The organism is Mycobacterium sp. EPa45, from assembly GCF_001021385.1.
Classification (GTDB): domain Bacteria; phylum Actinomycetota; class Actinomycetes; order Mycobacteriales; family Mycobacteriaceae; genus Mycobacterium.
Map to the genome: position 1 here is coordinate 4,735,439 of NZ_CP011773.1, position 22,083 is coordinate 4,757,521.

The 22,083-nt window shown below is 66.0% G+C and carries 17 protein-coding genes; 7 read left to right on the forward strand and 10 right to left on the reverse strand.

All coding sequences use genetic code 11. The annotated features are described in order from the left end of the window. Nucleotides 1–27: 27 nt before the first annotated feature. Nucleotides 28–1,308 (reverse strand): glycosyltransferase, encoded by a 1,281-nt coding sequence (locus AB431_RS22430; RefSeq protein WP_047331791.1) that lies wholly within the window; start codon nt 1,306–1,308, stop codon nt 28–30. 129 nt (nt 1,309–1,437) lie between these two features. On the opposite strand from AB431_RS22430, the gene AB431_RS22435 reads away from it, so the two are divergent. The 3 genes from AB431_RS22435 to AB431_RS22445 all read left to right on the forward strand — a co-directional run bounded on the left by AB431_RS22435 (nt 1,438) and on the right by AB431_RS22445 (nt 6,554). After that, a complete protein-coding gene (locus AB431_RS22435; protein WP_047333698.1) occupies nt 1,438–3,078 on the forward strand; it encodes a GMC oxidoreductase in 1,641 nt (546 codons plus the stop codon). A gap of 69 nt (nt 3,079–3,147) precedes the next feature. Next, nucleotides 3,148–4,260 carry a class I SAM-dependent methyltransferase gene (locus AB431_RS22440; protein WP_047331792.1) on the forward strand — a complete coding sequence of 371 codons (1,113 nt, stop codon included), beginning with the start codon at nt 3,148–3,150 and terminating at the stop codon, nt 4,258–4,260. Nucleotides 4,261–4,373: 113 nt separating this feature from the next. Further along, nucleotides 4,374–6,554, forward strand: coding sequence for an acyltransferase family protein (locus tag AB431_RS22445; RefSeq protein WP_047333699.1), 2,181 nt, complete (start codon nt 4,374–4,376; stop codon nt 6,552–6,554). Here AB431_RS22445 and AB431_RS22450 read toward each other — a convergent pair. From AB431_RS22450 to AB431_RS31315, 5 genes are all read right to left on the reverse strand, one after another. After that, complete coding sequence (locus AB431_RS22450; protein ID WP_369803086.1) at nt 6,551–7,759, reverse strand: acyltransferase family protein; 1,209 nt, start codon at nt 7,757–7,759, stop codon at nt 6,551–6,553. The two genes, AB431_RS22445 and AB431_RS22450, sit on opposite strands and share 4 nt — an antisense overlap. Next, a complete protein-coding gene (locus AB431_RS22455) occupies nt 7,731–9,005 on the reverse strand; it encodes a glycosyltransferase (protein WP_047331793.1) in 1,275 nt (424 codons plus the stop codon). Before AB431_RS22455 ends, AB431_RS22450 begins: the two co-directional genes overlap by 29 nt. Before the next feature lie 131 nt (nt 9,006–9,136). Next, on the reverse strand, nt 9,137–10,135 hold the full coding sequence (locus AB431_RS22460; RefSeq protein ID WP_047331794.1) for a Gfo/Idh/MocA family protein: 999 nt from the start codon (nt 10,133–10,135) through the stop codon (nt 9,137–9,139). 80 nt (nt 10,136–10,215) lie between these two features. Then, the gene (locus tag AB431_RS22465; RefSeq protein ID WP_047331795.1) at nt 10,216–11,208 is read right to left on the reverse strand and encodes a Gfo/Idh/MocA family protein; all 993 of its coding nucleotides are present in this window, start codon (nt 11,206–11,208) and stop codon (nt 10,216–10,218) included. Beyond that, nucleotides 11,205–12,056 carry a class I SAM-dependent methyltransferase gene (locus tag AB431_RS31315; protein ID WP_047331796.1) on the reverse strand — a complete coding sequence of 284 codons (852 nt, stop codon included), beginning with the start codon at nt 12,054–12,056 and terminating at the stop codon, nt 11,205–11,207. Before AB431_RS31315 ends, AB431_RS22465 begins: the two co-directional genes overlap by 4 nt. Before the next feature lie 163 nt (nt 12,057–12,219). Between AB431_RS31315 and AB431_RS29650 the strand changes: the two genes are divergently transcribed. The 3 genes from AB431_RS29650 (at nt 12,220) to AB431_RS29655 (ending at nt 15,940) form a co-directional block, all read left to right on the forward strand. Beyond that, nucleotides 12,220–13,389 carry a glycosyltransferase family 4 protein gene (locus AB431_RS29650; RefSeq protein ID WP_144418344.1) on the forward strand — a complete coding sequence of 390 codons (1,170 nt, stop codon included), beginning with the start codon at nt 12,220–12,222 and terminating at the stop codon, nt 13,387–13,389. Between the two features lie 75 nt (nt 13,390–13,464). Then, nucleotides 13,465–15,114, forward strand: a complete 1,650-nt coding sequence (locus AB431_RS22480; protein ID WP_082135939.1) for a GMC oxidoreductase — start codon at nt 13,465–13,467, stop codon at nt 15,112–15,114. A 10-nt stretch (nt 15,115–15,124) separates the two neighbouring features. Continuing rightward, nucleotides 15,125–15,940 (forward strand): alpha/beta fold hydrolase, encoded by an 816-nt coding sequence (locus AB431_RS29655; RefSeq protein WP_052960368.1) that lies wholly within the window; start codon nt 15,125–15,127, stop codon nt 15,938–15,940. On the opposite strand, the gene AB431_RS22490 is transcribed toward AB431_RS29655, so the two are convergent. The 4 genes from AB431_RS22490 to AB431_RS22505 form a co-directional block, all read right to left on the reverse strand. Continuing rightward, entirely contained in the window at nt 15,888–16,880 is a 993-nt protein-coding gene (locus tag AB431_RS22490) for a Gfo/Idh/MocA family protein (protein ID WP_047331798.1), read from the reverse strand. The two genes, AB431_RS29655 and AB431_RS22490, sit on opposite strands and share 53 nt — an antisense overlap. A 3-nt stretch (nt 16,881–16,883) precedes the next feature. After that, nucleotides 16,884–17,714, reverse strand: a complete 831-nt coding sequence (locus AB431_RS22495) for a TylF/MycF/NovP-related O-methyltransferase (RefSeq protein WP_369802942.1) — start codon at nt 17,712–17,714, stop codon at nt 16,884–16,886. A gap of 69 nt (nt 17,715–17,783) precedes the next feature. Continuing rightward, the gene (locus tag AB431_RS22500) at nt 17,784–19,052 is read right to left on the reverse strand and encodes a glycosyltransferase (RefSeq protein WP_047331799.1); all 1,269 of its coding nucleotides are present in this window, start codon (nt 19,050–19,052) and stop codon (nt 17,784–17,786) included. A gap of 77 nt (nt 19,053–19,129) precedes the next feature. Continuing rightward, nucleotides 19,130–20,062: a sulfotransferase family protein gene (locus tag AB431_RS22505; RefSeq protein ID WP_235435735.1), complete on the reverse strand. Its 933-nt coding sequence runs from the start codon at nt 20,060–20,062 to the stop codon at nt 19,130–19,132. Nucleotides 20,063–20,232: 170 nt separating this feature from the next. Here AB431_RS22505 and AB431_RS22510 point away from each other — a divergent pair, with 170 nt between their 5' ends. Further along, the gene (locus tag AB431_RS22510; protein ID WP_235435736.1) at nt 20,233–21,630 is read left to right on the forward strand and encodes a hypothetical protein; all 1,398 of its coding nucleotides are present in this window, start codon (nt 20,233–20,235) and stop codon (nt 21,628–21,630) included. Nucleotides 21,631–22,083 lie beyond the last annotated feature (453 nt).

The window sequence follows — 22,083 nt, forward strand, 5'->3', positions numbered from 1 at the left end:
CGAAATTCGAATGGCCGGGACAAGTGATCAGGTGCGGCAACGTAGGCGCGCAAATTCCTCGACCCGATCGGCAGCAGCAGCGACACTATCGGCGCGTGTCGTCATCCGCGGGGCGATGTCGCGAGCCCTGGCGGCGTACTCCGGGGTGAGAATCCGCCGCAAGTCCTTGACCAGCGAATTTTCGGTAGTGGTGGAGAAGCGGCGCCCAGCGCCCACCTTCAGCCGCTTGAGCTGTGCAGCAAAGAACGGCTGATCTGGCAACGTCCAGAGCACCAATTGAGGAACCCCCGCCCGCAGGCACGCGGCCAGGGTGCCGGAGCCGCCGTGGTGCACGACCGCGCGGCAACGCGGGAAGATCGTCGCGTAGTTGACTTGCCCGACCACCTTCACATGGTCGAACTTTGGAACGTTGCTGTAATCGGTCCCACCCGCGCCGACGATGGCACGCTCACCCAGCCGCGAGCAGGCCGCGGCGATCATGGCGATCGTGTCGGCCGGCGCTCCGATCGGCACGCTGCCGAATCCGAAGAAGATCGGCGGCGATCCCTCGGCGATCCACGCCGTGACCTCGTCGTCGGCGTCCGTCGGCGCCGCCATCGCCAAGGCTCCGACGAACGGCCTGCTCACTGCCCGCGGCCGATTCCACTTCGCCCACTCGGCTGACAGACCCGGGAAGACCAGCTCGTCATAGGCCTGAATCTCCAGTGACCCTCGCTCGGCGATCCTGCGCGCAGCGGGCCCGGTGGCCCTGGGCAATCCCAGTTCGCGGCGCTGCGTGTCCTCGTCGTCCCGGGTTCCGCGCCACGCCGTCCGCTCGTTGACCGTCATCGCCATCCGGCTCAGCGGCGACGGCAGCAGCGGCAGCAGCTTGCCGTGCACCCGATACGGGAAGTAATGCAGGGTGACCAGCGGAATGTCGTAGGCCTCCGCGACGTTGGCGGCGGGCTGCTCGAAGATCAGACCGGTGAGCAACAGGTCGGCGCCCTGCGCCACGGTGGCCAGGGTCCTGGTCATCTCGGCCCAGCAGTCCGCGGCGAACCGGGCAGTCTCGGCCGCCATCCGGTTCAGCTCTCGGAGCTTCCACGGTGTGCGCCCGTAGCAGGTGAAGTACTTCCACTGCAGTTCCAGGATGTCCGTCGAGTCCAACCCGTAGGCAACCGCGGGCAACCCGGCCGCCTCGGCGAATTCGACCAGGTTGGGCGGGACGACCATGCGAACGTCGTGGCCGCGGCGCAGCAACTCGCGGCCGACGACCACAGCGGGCTCGATATCGCCGCGACCGCCGTAGCTCGACAGCACAAGTTTCATCGCCGGACATTATTACCGCTTTTTTGACGCCCAAGTCAGCGTTCGGCGATTGCGCTGGCTCAACGTTGATAGCATCCCGAATCGCCCAGATCCGGCCAAACTTTGGGCCATCACGCTGAGGAGCCCGATTTGGCTGACGCCGCATTGACTGCGCGTGAGACGGAACGCATCGACTGGGACGTCATCGTGGTGGGTACCGGGATGGGCGGCGGCACGCTGGGTTACCGGCTCGCCCAGGCGGGTCGGCGAGTGTTGTTCGTCGAGAAGGGCCGCTCAACCCTGCCCGGGAGCCCGGGAACGATTCGTTCGGCGATGCCGGAACTGGCGGAGCCGATGGCGGCTCGCTCTGCGGAAGCCTATTTCGACGCCCTGGCGCGCGGCGGTCGCTCGACCGACGAGGTCGAGGACATCAGCGGACGCGCCGCCAAGCGGTTCGTGCCGTTCATCGGCAGCGGAACCGGCGGGTCCTCCGCGCTCTACGGGATGGTGTGTGAGCGATTCTTCGCCCGCGACTTCACTCCTCGGCAGAATTTCGCCCACCCCGGCGATTCGACGGTGCCCGACGCGTGGCCCGTCACCTACGACGAGATGCGGCCCTGGTACGCCGACGCCGAAAAGCTGTTCGGGGTCCGCGGTCAGCCCGATCCCCTGCGACCCGAAGCAGGCGACGTCAATCTTCCTGCAGCACCGCCTTTCTCGACTGACAATCAGCCCCTGGTAGACCATCTGCGCGGTCGTGGACTTCATCCATACCACCTGCCGATGGCTTGCGATTACACCCCGCAATGTTCGACCTGTCAGACCTATCTGTGCTCCCGGTCGTGCAAGAACGACTCCGCGCGCAACTGCGTGCTGCCCGCCATTTCCGAGCACGGAGCCACGCTGCTGACGGAATGCCGAGTAGTGCGACTCGAGGCCGACCGCTGCCGCGTCCGGCAGGTGATCTGCGAGCACCCGTCGGGCAGGCTCACATTGAGGGGCAAGGTGGTGATCCTGGCCGCAGGGGCGCTGGCCACTCCGGTGCTGTTGCTGAATTCGCGATCGGGTGATTGGCCGCGCGGGCTCGCCAACGGCTCAGACATGGTGGGCCGCAACCTGATGCGTCATCTTCTCGATCCGATCGAGGTCTGGCCGGAGCGTGATTCCGCGATCACGGCCGCCAACAAGGAAATCGGGCTCAACGACTTCTACTTCTATGAGGGCCAGAAATACGGGACCGTGCAGTCGTTCGGTTCGATCCCACCCATGGAGTGGTTGATCAATCGCCCTGGCCCGCAGGGGAAAGCGCTGCGGCTAATCAAACCGGCCGTGCGCCGGGTCTACGAGCGGTTCTTTACCGGCGGCCTCATCCTGGCCGCGATGATGGAAGACCTGCCCTATGCGGACAACCGAGTGATGCTCTCCGCGCACCCCGGCACCGACGGCCGGCAGCGGATGAGGATTCAGTACCGGCTGCACGCGGGAGAGCTCGAACGGCATGCGGCGTTCATGCAGTTGTTCAAGGACACCCTGAAACCGTTCCGCACCCGCAGCCTGGGCAGCGGCAAGGAGAACTCGAACGTGGGCCACGTCTGCGGCACCGTCCGGTTCGGGACCGATCCCGCGACCAGTGTGCTGGATCCGCAGAATCGGGCGCACGAAGTAGACAACCTCTACGTGGTCGACACGTCGTTCTTCCCATCCAGCGCCGGCTTGAACCCAAGTTTGACCGTCGCGGCCAATGCCCTGCGAGTGGCAACCCACGTGAACCACGAAAACTTTGCTAGCTGAGCCGATCTGGTCTCCTACACGGCCGATAGGCCCTAGTCTGTGCGGATACCCGGAGGTGAAGCATTGAGCATGGTCGATAGCGGAACGGTGGATCGGACGACTCAGACCGTCGATCGGACGAGCCTGCACCGGCTGTGGAAAGCAGTCCTGGCCGTCATCGCGCTCGCGGTGGCCACGGCATGCTATTTCGTCCCGGTCCTGCTCATCGCGATCGGCATACTCGCCGCGCTTCTGCTCTGCGCACGTCTGATCTATCGGGACCGCGACCGCTATATCCCAAATTTGTATGCCCGCGACGTACGGCTTTACGACGCCGCATATCAGGCTTTCATCGCGAAAACCCTTCCCGAAATTCGGCGCTGCCGGATTCCCGGTCACCCGCTGCTGTGGGAAGCGTCACGACTGCCGAAGCCGACATCGGAGAATTCCGGTGAACTTCTGCTGGATCTCGGAGTCTGGATCGGCTGGTCGACCAGGCTGACCGCCGACGCGACCGGCCGCACCGTCTACGGCTTCGACACGTTCTCCGGACTCGTCGAGGACTGGCAGATCGAGGACCAGTTCGTCATCAAGCAAGGCACCTTCTCGCTGTCGGATCCACTCGCTCAACGCTTCATCCGCGACACCGGTGTTACCTTGCACGACGGCGTTCCCACTGCTCTGGGCCGCGAGGTGCACTTCATCAAGGGAAGCACCTATGAGACGCTGGGCCCGTTTCTGTCCGAACGACCCGGCGCTCCGATCAGGCTGTTCCACATGGACCTGGACACCTATGAGAGTTGCCTGCACGCGCTGGAAACCTGTCGGGAGCGGTTCGTTGTGGGGTCGATTCTGGTCTTCGACGAATACCTGGTGACCAATGGCGAACTGCGGGCATTCTTTGAATTCCAGAGTCGCTACGGTCTGGAATTCCGATATCGCGCATGGGGTCTCGAAATCGGTGAAATGAATGCCGCCATGGTGACGACCCGGTGGAAGCGAGCGATGTATTACCTGGCAGCCGTCGCAATCCATCTGGTCGACGGTCGCTATCTCTGGAAGATATTCAGCAGGCGTTTCTGGCGGTTCTGGCTAGGCGCACCAGCCGGTGACATTCTTTTCATGCTCGGCGCGGCCGGACTGCGGAAATCGGTGAGCCTCGAGATCACCGGCCTCGGCACCCTCGACCCGACGCGACGCTGAACACACCGCTGCGACTGCCGAGCCCATCCACTCTGAACCGCCGCGACGACGGGTCGCCGGGTGTAAGAATGCCTGGACTCAATTGACGCACGCGATTAATCAGGTGGGTGACCTTGCGCCAGGCCGGCAGCGTTAGCTCGAACGATGAGCAGCAAGCTCGGCGCACGGAGCAATCCAGTTTTCGCCCCGACATCGAGGGGCTTCGCGCCGTCGCGGTGGTGGCCGTGGTTCTGTTCCACGCGTCGGTGCCCGGCCTCGGAGGCGGCTACGTCGGCGTCGACGTCTTCTTCGTTATCTCCGGCTTCTTGATCACCGGACTGCTGTGGCGCGAGGTGAGCAGCACCGGTTCGGTGCGGCTGCGTGCTTTCTACGGCGCCCGGGCCCGGCGGCTACTGCCCGCCTCGGCCGCCGTCGGCGTCGTCACAATGCTCGCGGCGACATTCCTGCTGCCCCCACTGCAGGCGCCGACTGTTCTGTACGACGGCATCTTGAGCGCCCTTTACGTCAGCAACTACCGCTTCATGCTGGAAGGCGTCAACTACTTCAGCGCGGCCAACCATCTGTCGCCGTCGCCGTTTTTGCATTACTGGTCGCTCGGGGTCGAGGAACAGTTCTACCTGGTGTGGGCGCCGATGATTCTGGGGTCGGCGTGGCTGATTCGGTTGTGGCGCCGGAAGTCTCCCGACACCACCCGGCAGCGCCCCTATCTGGTGGTCCTCGCACTGGTCGCCGTCGTGTCCTTCGGCATCTCCTTCGTCACCACCAACGTCATGCCCGCCGCGGCGTTCTATTCGCTGCCCACCCGGGCCTGGCAACTGGCGCTTGGCGGTCTGGTGGCCCTCACTGCCGGCCACTGGCGGCGGCTCGCCGCGGTGCCCGCCGCGGTCGCGGGATGGGCCGGGCTGGCGATGATCGGGCTGGCTTGCACCTGGTTCAGTTCCACCACACCGTTTCCCGGCACCGCCGCGCTGTTGCCTACCATTGGCGCGGCACTCGTCATCGGGGCCGGTTGTGCCACGCCGACTCAGGGCTGCGGAAACCTGCTGCGCCTGGCGCCGATGCGCGCCATCGGTCGCATCTCCTACTCGTGGTATCTGTGGCACTGGCCGGTGCTGGTGCTGGCTCCACTGTTGGTCGGCCACCCGCTGGGGCTGATCGGACGGGTGACCGCCGCGGTGCTGTCAGCCGGGTTGGCGGCACTCACACTGAAATTCATCGAGGATCCGCTGCGGTTCAGCCCGGTGATCCGTAACTCGCCCTGGCGCAGCCTCGGTCTTGGTGCGGCGGCGACCGCGATCGCTGTCTGTGTCGGCCTGGTGCTCGTACAGGTGGTGCCGAGTTCAGTTGGACACGGGCCGTCCGTGAAGCCGTTGACCATCACTGTGGCGCCCGTGGTCGCGGGTGCCGGCTTGGAGGCCTACGACGCCGCCGTGAGCCAGGCCTTCGCCCAGGTGCAGGCCGCGCTCGCGGCATCTGCAGACGTCAAGGCCGTCCCGTCGAATCTGACTCCCCCACTTGCGAATGCGGCGGCCGAGGACAAACAGGTGTACCTCGGCGGGTGTATGCGCGACTTCCTCGAGACGGGCCACCCTGAGTGCGCCTCCGGCGATACAGGTTCGGCAACCAGAGTGGCCCTGATCGGCGATTCGCATGCCGCGATGTGGGCGCCGGCATTTCGGGAGCTGGCCGACCAACGGCATTGGCGCGTCGAGATGTTGGCCAAGACCGGCTGCCCGTTGATGGACCTGCCGATCCGCAGCCCCCTGTTGCACCGCGAGTACACCGAGTGCGAGCAGTGGCGTACCGAAATCCTCGACCGGCTGCGTGCCGAACACCCGCGGCTGGTGGTACTGAGCATGTGGCGGGGATACGGTTCGGCCGATTGGCCCTCGGGTTTTACGGCCTACGACCGGGCCTGGCTCGACAGCCTGACCCGCATGGTGCACCGGCTGCGTGAAATGGGCACGCAGGTGCTGGTACTCGGACCCATCCCGGATCCGCAGTCGGTGGTTCCGGTGTGCCTTTCCGCGCACCTCGACGATGCGACGGTCTGCGAGCCTACGCGCTCGACCGCGGTCACACCGTCCGGAATCGCCGCGGAGGCCGCCGCCGTGAAAGCCGGCGGCGGCCAATACGCGGATCTCACCGAACTGTTCTGCACGGCGAATCGTTGCCCCGTCATCGTCGGCAACACCCTGGTCTACTTCGACTGGAATCACCTGACACTGGAATACTCCCGCGCCCTGGCCCCAGCCGTCGGAGCCCTGGCCGACCGGACAATGGGGTCGGTCTAAGCCGGCGGCAGAGCGGTCGGCGGTGGAGTCTTCGGGGTCAGCCGGGTTTTCAGCGACAGCGCCGGCTTCTCGATCAGGAACCAACTCAGCGCGGCCAACGGCAGCGTCAGGACCGCGGCGACGATCGCGAAGACCGGTGGCGCCAGGAACGCGAGCCCACAGATGACCAGGATCTGCTGGATCGGGAACGCGTAAATGTAGACGCCGTACGACAAATCGGTTCGCAGCCGCAAACGCGGGTGGTGGATGAGGGATCCCGACACCACGAGCGCGTACGCCAGCGGGAAGGCGGCGATCCAGCGGTAGTTGGGCAACAGGCTCGCGGCCAAGACGACCGCCACACTCAACGCGACGAGTGACCATCGCGCGGGAATCACCGTGCGCACCTGGTACAGCAGCGCGCCGGCCAGGAACATCACCGCGAACCGCGCGGCTGCGCCTTCGGCGATCAGCAACTGGGTTGCCGCGTCGAGCGGAGGCCGTTTGTCCGGGGGCGCCTCGACGATCGCACTCATCGACGGGAGGCGGGTGGACCACACGACCGCCAGCATCAGCAACACCGGGACCACCCAACGGCGACGCAACAGCCCCGTAATCCCGAGGATCGCAATGGCGATGTAGCACAGCGCTTCCCAATAGAGCGTCCACAGCGAGCTGTCCCACTCGCCGGGCAGCGGCACCCCGAGAGGTGTTCCGGCGACGTCGCTCTGCCGCATCATCAGCGCGAAGTTGTTCAGGACGTACTGAATCGGAGCGGGTGACAGCAGCAGCCTGCCGGGCGAGCCGCCCTGGATGGCAACCCCGATGGGCGCGATGACAAACGCGATGACGATCAGACAGACCCAGAATCCCGGCAGGATGCGCAGTCCCCGGGCGACGAAGTAGTCCCGCAGCCGCGGTCGTCTGACCCAACTCCAGGTGATGAGAAATCCGGAAATCGCAAAGAACCCGTCCACCCAGACATCTCGCAGCAACTGGTGGGCCGGCTCGAATGAGATGGTACGACCGGTGATCAGCCAGGAATGCCACAGGATGACGCCCGTCGCCATCGCCAACCGCCACGCGTTCAGCGCGTTGTTCTGCGCGTCGAATACCTCTTCGAGCGTCCCCCGCCGGCGGCGACGGACACTCTCGTCTTCGTTGCCGCCCACGACCTCCGGGTTCGCGCTCATCGGTTCAGCACACACGCCCGAGGCGGACGAAATCTTCCACGAGATCGGTGGCGGCAGAAACGCTTTCAGCAGGCTTGGTCATGCGGGTCGCGAATTCTCGGGCCCGCGCGATGTACTGGGGGTCCAGCACCTTGCGCAGGTCCGCGACCAAGGACTTCTCGGTGGTCGTCGCGAACCGCCGGCCGGTGCCCACCTTGAGCCGTTTGAGCTGCGTCGTGCGCAGCCCCTGGTCGGGCAACGTCCAGAGTCCCACCTGCGGCACACCCGCCCGCAGGCACGCGGCGATGGTGCCGGCCCCGCTGTGGTGCACGACAGCGCGACACAGCGGGAACACCTCGGCGAAGTTCACCAGGCCCACCACTTTGACGTGCTCCGGGTAGGTGATCGCGCGGAAGTCTGTGGAGCCCGCTCCCACCACTGCCCGCTCGCCCAGTCGCGTACACACCGCGCTGATCATCGCGATCGTGTCGGCAGGGGATCCGACCGGGACGCTGCCGAACCCGAAGAAGATCGGCGGCGTTCCTTCGGCGATCCACGTGGCGATTTCGGCGTCTGAGTCGGTAGCCGACTCCAGCGTCAGTGTGCCCACGAAGGGTCGCTTGCCATTCCAATTCGCCCACTCGGCCGCCAGGCCGGGAACGACGACATCGTCATAGCCTTGAATCTCCAGCGATCCGCGATCGGCGATGCGTTGCGGCCAAGGCGTCGTCGCCGGCGGCAGGCCGAGCTCACGGCGCTGCAGGTCCTCGACGTCTTTCACCACACCGCTCCACGCCATCCGCTCGTAAGCCTTCATCACCGCGCGGCCGACCCGCGCGGGCAGCACGGGCAAGACTCTGCCGTTGGCCCGGGTGGGGAAGAAGTCGACGGTGACCAGCGGGATGTCGTAGTACTCCGCGACGTTGGCGGAGAACTGCTCGAAACCGTAGCCCGCGATGATCACGTCCGCGCCATCCGCCAGCCCCGTCAGCGTGGCGAATGCTTCTGTCGTCCAGCAACGGGTGACGATCTCCCCGATGTCGGCACCCAGCTTTTCCAGTTCCTTTGGTTTCCAGGGTAATTGGAAGAAAGAAGTCCAGTAGTCGCGCTGAGCGTCCATCATGGCCTGCGATTCGTCGCCCCACGCGGTCGCGTCGAGCCCGGCCGCCTCGGCGAAGGCGACCACATTCGGCGGGACCGCGATCTTCACATCATGGCCCCTGCGCACCAGCTCGCGCCCGATGACGACGCAGGGTTCGACATCCCCACGGACGCCGTGGCACGCCAGGACCACCTTCATCGCAGATCTAGCCTCTCCGCCCCGGGCGGGCGTGCGCGGTCGACAACACAGGCAAGTATCGCGTGTTTTTTGACGCCCGAGTCAGCGTTCGTCTAACTGGCAGTTCTCTTGCTGGTCGCCCAGCAGATCGGTCAGCTCGGCTCACGGATCGGGAGGCCCGCGGCGCGGTAGACGGCATCGATGACGCTCATGTTCTCGACGGCGTCCAAGGGTGACGTCCGCACCGGCTCGCCGCGCAGCACCGAACCGGCGAACGCGTCCAGCTGGTAGGAGTACGTGGGCCGGCGGGAGAAGCGCTCGGACCGCTTTCCGTTGGCCGACCGGATCGACAGGCGCGGGAAGAGGTTGGGCGCGGCCGGACTCAGCCAGCGCATCTCGCCGTCGGAGCCGACCACTTTGGCGCTGGCCCGAAACAGGCTGCCCGACCACAATGCGCACTGCAGCCGACCCGTGTGGCCGTTCGCGTACTGGAGCTCCGCCTTCATGGCCCGGTCCACCCGGGGCTTCTGGAGTTTCGCCTGCGCCGACACGACTTCCGGGGTCGAACCGCCGAAGGTGCGAGCCATGTTCGTCACGTAGCTGCCGGCGTCCATCATCGCGCCGCCGGCCATCGCGTAGTTGTAGCAGTTGGCCTTGAACGTCGGCAGCATCACGCACAGCGTGACGTCGACCCGCTGCAGTGTGCCGAGTTCCCCCGAGGCGATGATCTCCTCGACCCGTCGCGTCAGCGGATGATGGCGGAACTGGATCGCCTCCATCACCACGCGGTCGGACTTGGCCGCCAGGTCGGCGATCTCCTGGGCCTCGGCGGCATTGGACGTGAACGGCTTCTCGACCAGAACGTGTCTGCCCGCGGCCAGCGCCAGCTTCGTCCATTTGCCGTGCATGCTCGTCGGCACCAGGACATAGATGGCATCCAGGTCCGGGTCGTCGATCAGCGCCTCGTAGCTGCCGTAGGCCTTGGGAATTCCGTACTTGGCGGCGAACTCATCGGCGCTGGGCTGATCGCGTGAGGCCACCGCGGACACCACGACGTCGCGGTTGTCCTTGGCCGGGTTGATCATCGTCGTCGGCGCGAAGCTGGACGCGCCCAGAATGCCGATACGAACCCGGCCAGCGCTGTCTGGCATGACGTCTCTCTCCCTGTTCAAGCTGCCGCCGCGATACTAGAACGCGTTCTAGTCGGCGATGGCTGGAATTGACATTACCGTCAGGCGCTCGGCGCACGGAGCGGAAGCCCCGCGGCACGGTAAATCGCGTCGATCACGGTCATGTTCTCGATCGAGTCCTGCGGCCCGGTCTTCACCGGCTCCCCCCGCAGCACGGCCGCGGCGAAGGCATCCAGCTGATAGGCATAGCTGGCCCGGCGCGGGAAGCGCTCGACCCGCTTGCCGCCAGCCGACCGTACGGTGAACCGATGAAAGAGCTGCGGCAGTACGGGGTTGATCACTCGCAACTCACCGCGGTCGCCAAGCACTGTGACGCTGATCCGCAGCAGGTCGGTGGACCACATCGAACAGCGCAACCTGCCACTGTGCCCTTCGGGGAACCGCACGTGCGCCGTCATCGCCCGATCGACTTCCGGGGTGCGTAACTTCGCCTGCGCCGAAAGGACTTCGGGGGTGGAGCCGCCGAAGGTCCGGAGCATGTGCACGGCATAGCAGCCGGCGTCCATGGTGGCACCGCCGGCGAGCGAGAAGTTGTAGCGGATGTCGGAGAACTTGGGCAGCGGGAAACAAAAGGCGACGTCCACCCGCCGCAGGACGCCCAGCTCCCCCGAGGCAATGATGTCCTCGGCGCGCAGGGCGAACGGGTGATACCGGTAGTGGAACGCTTCCATCACCACCCGGTCCGAGGTGGCGGCCAGCTCGGCGATCTCACGGGCCTCGGCGGCGTTGGCCGTGAACGGCTTCTCGCACAAGACGTGTTTGCCTGCCTTGAGGGCCGCTCGAGTCCACTTGCCGTGCAATCCGTTTGGCAGAGGGTTGTACACCGCGTCGACATCCGGGTCGGCGAGCAGCGCCTCGTAACTGTCGTGCACCCGGCCGATGCCGTGCTCGGCGGCGAACACCCGGGCCCGCGCGACATCGCGCGCCGCCACTGCGGCCACCACAACCTCGGGGTCGTCCTGCGCCGGGTTGATCAGGGCCGCAGGCGCAATGCGGGCGGCCCCCAGGACGCCGATCCGAATCCGGTCCGTCACCGGTTGTCGAACTCGAGCAGGGTCAGCGTGGCGATCGTCGGCCAGTTCATCCCGACCCAGCGCCGCAGCGGCCGGTGTATCGGCAGACCCTGGGTCTTCGACAGCAGGGTGTCGAACAGCGGCCCGCGACCGCGGGGTAACTGCAGGTCGTGCACTGCGCGCACCCCGGGCACGGTGTCGGCCAGTTTCGCCAGCTCGCGCACGGTCAGGCTGAACGGTGTGCGCGGCCAGTCGCCACGCAATACGGTCCACAACCTGGGCCGGGCGGCCAGCAGGGCCTGCGACTTCGGCGGCAGGTCGAACATCATCTGGCCACCCGGGAACCGTTGCGCGCATTCCGCGATCAGCTGGAGCGCCTCGTCGGGCTCGAGGTACGGCAGCAGGCCCTCGGCCGTGATGAAAACGCCCTCGCGGGGATCCACCTCGTCCATCCAGCTGAAGTCCAGAACCGACTGGGTGCAGGTCGACATGCGTGGCGATGTGGGCAGCAGGCGTTGGCGCAGCTCGATGATGGGTGGCAGATCCAAAGTCAGCCAACGGAATTCGTGGCCAACGCCGGCCGCGTCGAGGCGCCAGAAGCTGGTCTGCATCCCTTCACCGAGCGCGACCACCGTGGCTTTCGGATGGGCCAAGAGGTAGCCGCGGGCGCCGGTGTCGAAGGCGAGCGCGCGCAGCGCGAGGTCCTGCCGATCGGCGGAAAGCTTGTACTTGCCGAAGTCATAGTCCATCGAGTCGACCAGCCGGATCGCCATCGGGTCGTCGACGATGGCATCGGCCCGCCGCGCCTCACTCGCCCGGCACCACAACGTCACCAGCGCCGTGTCGGTTACTGGCATGACGTCGGTCATCGGACGGGTACTCCTTGCGGTCACATGCTTCACTTCCTGCACAGCTAACATCGGTTCACCATGCCGTGGCGCTGTGGCGGCCGTGATGAAGGGTACGTCAACCCGCGATTTCGTAGGTCCCATTACGGATTAAGGGCTGCGGGTTGTCACATACACTCTCGCCGTGTCTGCTGCCCGTGACCTTCCCGGCCCCCGGGTCGTGGTGGTCTCAAACGTCAGCAGCTTCGGCGGCGGTGGCGTCGTCGGATTCCGCGACATGCTCCTGGGGATCCGCACGAAGCGCCCGGACGCCGAGCTCGTCGCGGTCATCCCGCGCAAGGGCGACGTCGCCAACCGCTGCGCCGAGGACGGTATCGAAGCGAAGATCGCCTGGACGCCCTGGTGGGGTTTTGGCAAATGGGGGAATTTTCGTTTCGTCGACCCGCACGTGCTGGTGGGTTGGATTCCCTACACCGTGATCCTGCTGCCGGGCATCGTGCAGGCACTGGTGTTCTTCCTGCGGCGGCGCCCAACACTGGTGCTCACCAACACCATGACGATTCCCTCGCACGCCATCGCCGCGCGGATGCTGCGCATTCCGCACTACTGGATGGTGCGTGAGTTCGGCCGGGACGACCACCAGATCTGGTTCCTGTTCGGCTATCGCCGCACAGTCCGCATGGTGGGCCGACTGTCGAAGGCAGTGATCTGCAATTCGCACGCGGTCGAACAGGCGATGCTCACTCTGGACCCTACGATGAAAACCCACGTGCTCTACCCCGTCGTCGACACCCCGCTCGGCACTCCCCCGCAGCGCCAGACCGGTGAGCGGATGCGCGCCGTCCTCGTCGGCTATTTCTCCGCCGCCAAGGGACAAGACCTGGCGATCGAGGCGATTTCGATTGCGCGCAAGGCCGGCGTGGACATCGAGCTGACGTTGGTGGGCACCGGAAGCCATCAACCACTTCGCAGCCTCGCCCAGCGGTTGGGTGTCGACGACCTGCTGAAGATTCACGGACCCACCCGCGACCTCAGCCCCTACTGGGCCAACGCGCATGTCGGACTGATGTGCAGCCAGAGCGAGGCGTTCGGCCGCGTCACCGTCGAGGCTATGCGAGCCGGACTCCCGGTGTGCGGCACGAATTCCGGTGGCACCCCGGAGATCATCGAGCCCGGTGTCGCCGGCCTGCTCAGTCCGGCCGGAGACGCGGATACGCTGGCGGCCAACCTGATGGCGCTGGAGGCCGATGAGGATCTGCGCCGCCGTCTCGCCCGCAACGCGCTGACATCAGCCCAGCGTTTCCAGCGTGACCGTCACGACGACGAACTCGCCACCTTTCTCGGACTGCGTTGATAGCATCCCGAATCGCCCCGACCAGGCCCACTTTTCAAGCAGGTGGAGCGGGCCGCAGCACTGAGGAGCCCGATTGTGCCTGACGGCGAAATGACTGGGCGCGAGGCCGAACGCGTCGAGTGGGACGTCATCGTCGTCGGCGCCGGTATGGGCGGCGGCATGCTCGGCCACCGGCTGGCCCGCGCCGGCCGGCGAGTGCTGTTCGTCGAAAAGGGCCGCTCGACGCTGCCCGGCACCCCCGGAACCATTCGCTCGGCGATGCCGGAACTGGCTGAGCCACAAGCGTCCCGGTCGAAGAAGACGTACTACGACGCCCTGGCCCGAGCCGGCCGCAGCAACGACGAGATCACCGATATCAGCGGCCGGTTTCCGAGGCGGTTCGTGCCCTATATCGGCGCCGGACCGGGCGGATCGTCGGCGCTCTACGGCATGGTGTGCGAACGGTTCTTCGTCGACGACTTCGCGCCCCGCCAATTCTTCACCGATCCCGGCGAGTCCACGGTGCCGGAGTCGTGGCCGATCTCGTACGAACAGCTGGCGCCGTGGTACTCCGAAGCCGAGAGACTTCTCGGGGTACGGGGTCAACCCGATCCGCTGCGGCCGGAGTCGGCTGCGGTCGGACTGCCGTCCGCGCCACCGTTTTCGGCGGACAATCAGCCCTTGGTCAACTATCTGGCGGGGCGCGGACTGCATCCCTATCACTTGCCGATGGCATGTGATTACACCGACGACTGCGCGACGTGCCAGGCCTACCTCTGCCCGAAGGGCTGTAAGTACGACGGCGCCCGCAGCGGCGTTCTGCCCGCGGTCACCGAGTACGGCGCCGCACTGCTCGCCGAATGCCGTGTGCTACGGCTGGAGTCAGATCAGACCCGGGTTCAAAAAGTGATCTGCCAACGCCGCAACGATATGCTCGCGCTGAAAGCCAAGGTGGTGGTGTTGGCGGCCGGCGCACTGGCCACCCCCGTGCTGTTACTCAACTCCCGGTCCGGCGATTGGAACCGCGGGCTGGCCAACGGCTCAGACATGGTGGGCCGCAACCTGATGCGCCACGTGATGGACTGGATCGAGATCTGGCCACAGCGCGGTAGCAAGATCACCGCCGAGAATAAGGAGATCGGACTCAACGACTTCTATTTCATCGACGGCCAGAAATACGGCACGGTGCAGTCGGCCAGCTCGATGGCCTCACTGGCCCCGATCGACATGATGATGAACCAGCCCGGGCTGGTGTCGAAGGCACTGCGCTGGAGCAGCCCCCTCGCGCGACCGATTTACGACAGGGTGATCAGCGGCGGGCTCGTGCTCGCCGCCATCATGGAAGACCTGCCTTACCTGGACAACCGGGTGCTGCCCAGCGATCGGCCCAGTGTCGACGGCCGACAGCGACTGCGGCTTCAGTACCGCCTGCATCCCAACGAGATCGCGCGGCGCGAGGTGTTCCTGGGCGCCCTCAAAGAGGTGCTGCGGCCGTTCCGCACCCTCACGCTGCGCACGGGCGAGAACAACGGCACCCTGGGCCATGTCTGCGGCACCGTCCGGTTCGGCACCGATCCGGCCACCAGCGTCCTGGACCCGCAGAACCGCGCTCACGAAGTCGACAATCTGTACGTGGTGGACGCGTCGTTCTTCCCGTCGAGCAGTGGCATCAACCCGAGCCTGACCGTCGCCGCCAACGCGTTACGGGTCGCCGAGCACATCAGCCAAGCGCACTTCGCCAACTGACCTAGCAGGAGTGGCTTTGTTCGTTCGCGAATCCGGTCCGATCGACGCGCCCGCCATCGTCTTCCTGCACGGCGGACTGATGAGCGGCTGGACCTGGGATCCGGTGGTCGAACGGCTGCAGCACTACCATTGCCTGGTCCCGGATCTGCCGCAGTACGGCAAGAGCTTTGGGCAGGGCCCCTTTGAGATGGGCAGGGCGGCCGACGAGGTCGCCGAGCTGATCCGCACCCGGGTCGGGACGGGCCGGGCGCATCTGGTCGGCTTCTCACTCGGGGCACAGGTAGGCGTTGCACTGCTGGCTTCCCAGCCAAATCTCGTCGAGCGCGCGGTGCTGAGCAGCACATTGGTCAACACGCTGCCAGCGGTCGGGCTCACACGCCGCCTGGCAGGCTTGTTCGCCCGCACGGCATTGTTCCGGTGGCTGCTGATCACCCGCCACTGGGACGCCGGCCACGCAGCAAAGAACGAGGGTTACGACGAGGACGCCCGCCTGAACTCGGGCGCGCAGCTGGCCCACATCGCCATAGCGTCCGCCGGTTTCACAGTCCCCGAAGGATTGGAGAAGTCCGACGTTCCAACGCTATTCGTGACGGGAACCGAGGAGTTGCCGGTCATCCGCCGCTGGGCGGCACTGCTCGCGCAGTCCATGCCCAACGGCGTGGATCGGGTCGCAGAGGGCATGGGCCATGACTGGCCGCTGCACCATCCCGACCTCTTCGCCCGCACCGCCGACGCCTGGCTGTCGGGCGGTGCACTGCCCGCCGAATTGGTGGCTAGGCCGGCTCGCGAACGGGAAGGCCGGCGGCGCGGTAGATCGCGTCGATGACGGTCATGTTCTCGACTGCTTCGGCCGCTGACGTCCTCACCGGCTCGCCGCGCAGCACCGCCGCGGCGAACGCATCCAGCTGATACTCGTAAGTGGGCCGCGCCTTGAAGAAGCGTTCCACCCGGTGGCCGTCCGCAGACCGGACCGAGAACTGCTGGTACGGGATCACCGGGTTGAGCCGCAATTCGCCTCGATCACCGATCACCTTGGCGGTGTAGTGCGGCAGAGTCTTCGACCACAGCGAGCAGTGCAGTCGACCGGTGTGCCCTTCGGCGAACCGCAGCTCGGCCGTCATGGCCCGGTCCACGTCCTTGCCGCGCAGCTTTGCCTGTGCGGAAACAACTTCCGGGGTAGAACCGCCGAATGTCCGCAGCATGTCGACCACGTAGCTACCCAGATCCATCAGCGCTCCGCCACCCATGGCGTAGTTGAAGGCATTTGCCGAGGAATTACGCAGCCAGTAGCAGTCGGCGGCCTCCACCCGCTGCAACGTGCCCAGCTCCCCCGAGGCGATGATCTGCTCGACGCGCGCCGCAAACGGGTGGTAGCGGTAGTGAAACGCTTCCATGGCGACCAGCCCGGTGTGCGCCGCCAGGTCCGCGATCTCGCGCGCCTCGGCCGCGTTGGCCATGAACGGCTTCTCGCAGAGCACGTGCTTGCCTGCCTCGAGCGCCGCGCGAGTCCACCTGCCGTGCAACGCATTCGGCAGGGGATTGTAGACCGCATCCACCTCCGGGTCGGCGATCAGCGCCTCGTAGCTGTCGTGCACCCGGGCGATGTGATGTTCGGCGGCAAACTCTTTGGCTCGTGACGGCTCGCGTGCCGCCACCGCAGCGACGACGACCTCGGCGTTCTTCATGGCCGGCTTGATCAGCACCGCAGGCGCGACGCGGGCCGTTCCCAGAATGCCGATCCGTACCTGACCCTCGCCCTCAGGCATGCACTACTTGCGCCACAGCACGCCCGTGCCGTCGATGTCTACGATCTCCGCGGTGATCCCATGCTTGCGGCGGTAGTCGGTGACGGCCTGTTCGCACGCCTTCACCGCAAGGTAGTCGTCGACGATGCAGAAGCCGCCCGGCGACAGGCGCGGGTACAGCGCATCCAGGGCCTGGATCGTGGACTCGTAGAGGTCACCGTCGAGCCGCAGGACCGAGATGGCATCGATCGGTGCGTCCTGCAGCGTGTCCTTGAACCAGCCTGGCAGGAATCGGACCTGGTCGTCGAGGAGGCCGTAGCGCTCGAAATTGGCCCGGACGTCCGCCTCCGAGACACCCAGGATGCCGGCCGCCAGCTCGGCCCGGATTCCTTTGTCGGCCTTGTAGTTCGCGGTGTCCGAGCGCGGCACGCCCTGGAACGAGTCACACAGCCACACACTGCGGGTGGTGTCCCCGTAGGCGGCCAGGACCGCCCGCATCAGGATGCAGGCGCCGCCGCGCCACACACCGGTTTCGACGAGGTCGCCGGGAATGTCGTCAGCCAGCACGGTCTCCACGCACTCCTGCAGGCTGGTGAGCCGCTTCATGCCGATCATTGTTTCGGCCTCGGCCGGCCAGTCCAGCCCCGCTTCGCGATAGTTCTGACCACTCACGCCGGCCCCGCGCAGCTTGGGACCGAAGGTATTGGCGGCCTTGAGCAGCAGGCGTCGCCGCAACGGCCAGTCCGACGGCATCCGCTCATGCATCCCGAACCTGGTCAGGTTGCGTCGGAGCAGGTCAAGATACAGAGATCGCACGTCGTAGTCGGTGATGGTCAAAATGGCCCTATCTCGCATGTCGGCATTTCGGCGCTGAGTCTAAACTTGCATCGACGTCAGTTTTCGGGGTTTTCCGCAGATCGCATCTCACCCGACGCGCTTGCGGCGGGCAAAGTCCTCCATGAGGTCCGCCGCCGTCGTCACGCTGTCGGCGGGTTTGATCATCCTGGCCGCCAGCTCGCGGGCCCGGTCCAGATAGCGCGGGTCGAGAACGGTCCTCAAATCCGCGACTAGCGTCTTCTCCGTGGCGGAGGAGAATCTCCGCGAGGTGCCGACCTTCAACCCCTTGACCGCGGCCCCCCACACCACCTGCACGTCGGCCATCCAGAGGATCAACGTCGGAACTCCGGCACGCAGGCCTGCCGCAGTGGTGCCCGCGCCGCCGTGGTGCACGACCGCTCGGCAGGACGGGAAGATCGTCGCGTAGTTCACCGCGCCCACCACCTTGACGTGATCGAACTGCGGGACGTCGCTGAAGTCGGTCCAGCCGGCGCAGACCAACGCCCGCTCGCCCACCTGTGCGCAGGCCCCGGCGATCATGCGGATCATGTCGGCGGGCGATTCGACCGGGATGCTGCCGAACCCGAAGCAGATCGGCGGGGTTCCCGCGGCGATCCAGGACATGACGTCATGGTCGGCTTCGGTGGCCAGCTCCAGCGTCAGGGTTCCGACGAACGGCCGCTGGGCGCCCCACTTCTCCCACTCGTCGGCCAGCCCCGGGAACAGAGCGTCGTCGTAGGCCTGGATTTCCAGCAATTCCTGTTCCGCGATCCGGCCCGGCACCGGGCCCGTCGCCGGCGGGAGGCCCAATTCGCGCCGTTGGGTGGCAACGACTTTCTTCACTCCGCGCCAGATCAGCCATTCGTAGAATTTCATCGCCCAACGGATCACGGGCGCAGGCAGATTCGGGACCAGCCTCCCGTTGACCCGCATCGGGAACCACAGCACCGTGGCCAGCGGGGTGTCGCAGTACTCCGAGACGTCGAACGCGAGTTCCTCGTAGCTGACGCCGGTGACCAAGAGGTCTGCGCCGCCCGCGACCGAAGCCAGCGTTTTGGTCATCTCCCCCCATGCTTGGAGACCGGGCTCGCGGGATTCGCGAAGGAAATTCTTCACATCGCGGATCCGCCAGAAATTGCGGAAGAAGTAGCCCCAGAAGTCGCGGGTGTCCTCCAGCCAGGTCCGGGTGTCCGGGCCATAGGCGACCGTCGCGAGGCCAACGGCCTCGGCAGAGCCGATCGAGTCAGGCGGGATGGCCATCTGAACGTCGTGACCGCGGCGCATCAGTTCGCGCCCGACGGCGATACCGGGCTCGACATCTCCACGGGTGCCGTAGAAAGCCAGCACAAATTTCATCGATGCTCCCGGCCCTTCGTCCCCGTACGCGCTCAGCCGCCGGGCAGCGTAACTCGGTCAGGCACCCGTCGGCGGAACTATGCCCATGTCCCCTTGCGCCGGTGAACGACCGCGAGGGTCTCCAGACCCAGCTTCACCAGGAAAGGAGGCAGCAGCCGGTCGACGTTGCTATAGCGACGACAGTCGTCGAAGGCCTTGGCGAACCCGCGCTCGCTCGCCCCATAGGCGGCATAGACGCAGTCCAGTTCCGACGGGCTCCACGGCTCGTCGCGCGCGGCGGTGGACAGCGTTTCATAGACGGTGCGAATCCAGTCGGTGCCGAAAGGCTCGGTCACCTCGCCGCGTGTCCGGTGGTGTCGCAACTCAGGGGTGAGGAAGGCGTCGACGGCCGCCTCGTCCCTGACGTCGAGATCGACATTGAGCGCGGTGGCGATCCGTTTCACTTCCAGACGCCAGTCTTCGAGGAGGTTGGCGTACTCGACGAACACCCGTGGCACGTCGCGAGTGTCGCGCTCGGCCAGCAGGCTGTACTTCAACCACCAGGCGCAGGTGAGTTCGGGCGACGAATCGACGTAATTCTGGTGGTTGGCTCGCTTGGCGAGCGACCCGATGATCTCGTCCGGATGGCGCACCGCGATCACGGCGGCGACATCGAAGCCGGCCTGACGGGCTGCCTCGAACCAGATGCCAGACACCGTCGTGGTCTTCGGTTCCTTGATAACGACCAGCGGCGCCGAGGGCAGCCCACCGAGATAGTCCCTGACCTTGGCAACCCACGCTGCGTTGCGTTCGACGCCGAACCTACCGTCGTCGTGCGGCACCAGCGATGTGTCGTAGCCGGAGGTGCCGTGGTCATGCAGGATCGCCTGGTTCAGGTGGATGACCGCCCGAGGCTCGAAGAAGCCGCGCGGATTTTCTGACGTGGCGCCCAGCAATCCGGGCGGAAGGGCGGCACCGCTGAGGGCGAGAACCTGCGCGAGCGCCGAGGTTCCGGACCGGCCGTTGCCCAACACGAAGAGAGCCACCGGGCGCCCTTGGGCGTACGACCGACTTTTGATCACAGCGGCAGAATAGGGTTCCGTCGAGTTCTTCGACAAGATATTGCGCGGTTGCGTTGAGCCTTCCGGTGACCGTCCGAGTCCCGCCCTCCCGGTCCGGTCGGTCGGCTACTCTGACGCTCGTGTCAATCCAGGACCGTCCTGCACGAGCGGCCAACGAGGCAGCTCAGCGGGACAATCGGCTCGATCTGATGGACCAAGCCTTCTACGCGGGTCACCAGGCTGCGGGCCAGAAGGAAGTGATGCAGGTCGGCTGGGTCTACCGAGGCGCGGCCGACATCGACGCGCTCAAGCGGTTCCGCCGCGAACTCGGCAAGGGAATGATGGGTCGCCTCATCGAGCGGTCACCGCTGCCGTTCGGCAGGTATCGGTGGGTGGCGGCGCCGGACTCATCGGAACTCGAGATCGCCACGGCCGTCCGTCCGCGCGCGGAGCTAGGCGACTGGTTCGACGAACGCACCCAACTGCCCATCGATCCGGAATCCGGACCGGGCTGGCGGATCAGCGTCGTTCCGCTCAGCGACGGGTCGACCGCGATCAGCCTGGTGCTGTCGCACTACGTCATCGACGGTATCGGCGCCGCGGTCGCGGTAACCGAGGCACTCCTGGGGATGTCCCGCGACCTCGGCTACCCGCCGCCGCGGTCGCGCTCACGGATGCGTGCGGTGGTGCAGGACGCCGGCGAAACGGCGCGCGACATCCCGGCGGTCGGCCGGGCGTTTGTGGCGGCTGCGAAAGAAGCCAGGCGGCGCCAGCAGGATGTCACGCACTCCCAGGCGCAGGCATCGCTGCCGGCGGCCGTACCCACCGAAGGTGCCGATGACCTCGTCATCGCGCCCAACACCTGGATCCGGCTCCGGTTGGATGATTGGAACGCCCGCGCGGAGGCGCTGGGCGGGACGGCGAGCGCGCTGGCCGCGGCGTTCACCGCGCGACTCGACCGGCACATGGGCCGCCTGCACGGCGACGCCGCGGACGTCCGAATGCTGCTGACCGTGAACACCCGCACCATGGACGATGCGAGAGCGGTCGCCGTCTCCTTTGTTCGCGTCGGTATTGACCCGGCGACGGTGACAAGCGATCTCAGCGATGCCCGCGCCGCCATCAAGCAGGCGCTCAAGGATGCCAAAGACACCGAAGACGAGTCAGCCGAACTCGTTGCGTTGACTCCGTTCACCCCAAAGCGGGCGTGGCGGCACCTGATCGACTATGCCGTCAGCGACCCGGAGCGCCCCGCGGTGTGTTCGAACCTCGGCGATACCGGTCCGGCGGCGAGCCGCCCCGACGGCAGATTGTGCGACGCGATGTTCGCCCGCGGGGCGAGCCAGAACGTCACCCGAGGGTGGTTGGAGCGGACTGGCAGTCAATTGCAGGTCTTCGTCGGCACGTCGATGGAGATGAACCAGGTCGGAGTCTGCGTGCGCGGCTATCAACCGGGATCGGTGACGACGCGGTCGCAGTTACGCGAGCTGGCTGAGCGAACGCTGGCCGAATTCGGACTAACCGGTGACATTGACTAGCGGAATTATTCTTAAGTGCGAGTCTGGATCCGTCGCCCCTACCGCTTGCGGGCGCGTAAATGTGACCAGTATGAAGCCAACATAACAGTTAGCCATAACCCCGGATTTACGCATGCGCAAGCGCGTATGCTCCGCTGTTGCATCACCAAAAGAGCTCATACGGAGGCTGTCAGCATGGTTGACTCTCGTCGAGATCGGTCGCGCTCGTGGCGGCACCGCTCGTTTGCGGGGACAGCCGTACGAGGGACTGTGACGCCCGCCACATGAGCGACGCCGTGAGATGCCGCGCCCAGGTGCGCACGTGCATCTCTCGTCCGATGGCTGGTGCTGGAAGCGGAAGCGCTTGGAATATGGGAAAGGTCGGCGTGCGGTGATCGAAGGACGTTTGCCCGACGTTGAGCAAACTCAGCCCGATGTCACCACCCTCCCTCGCCGCGACGTCCTCGTGCCGCC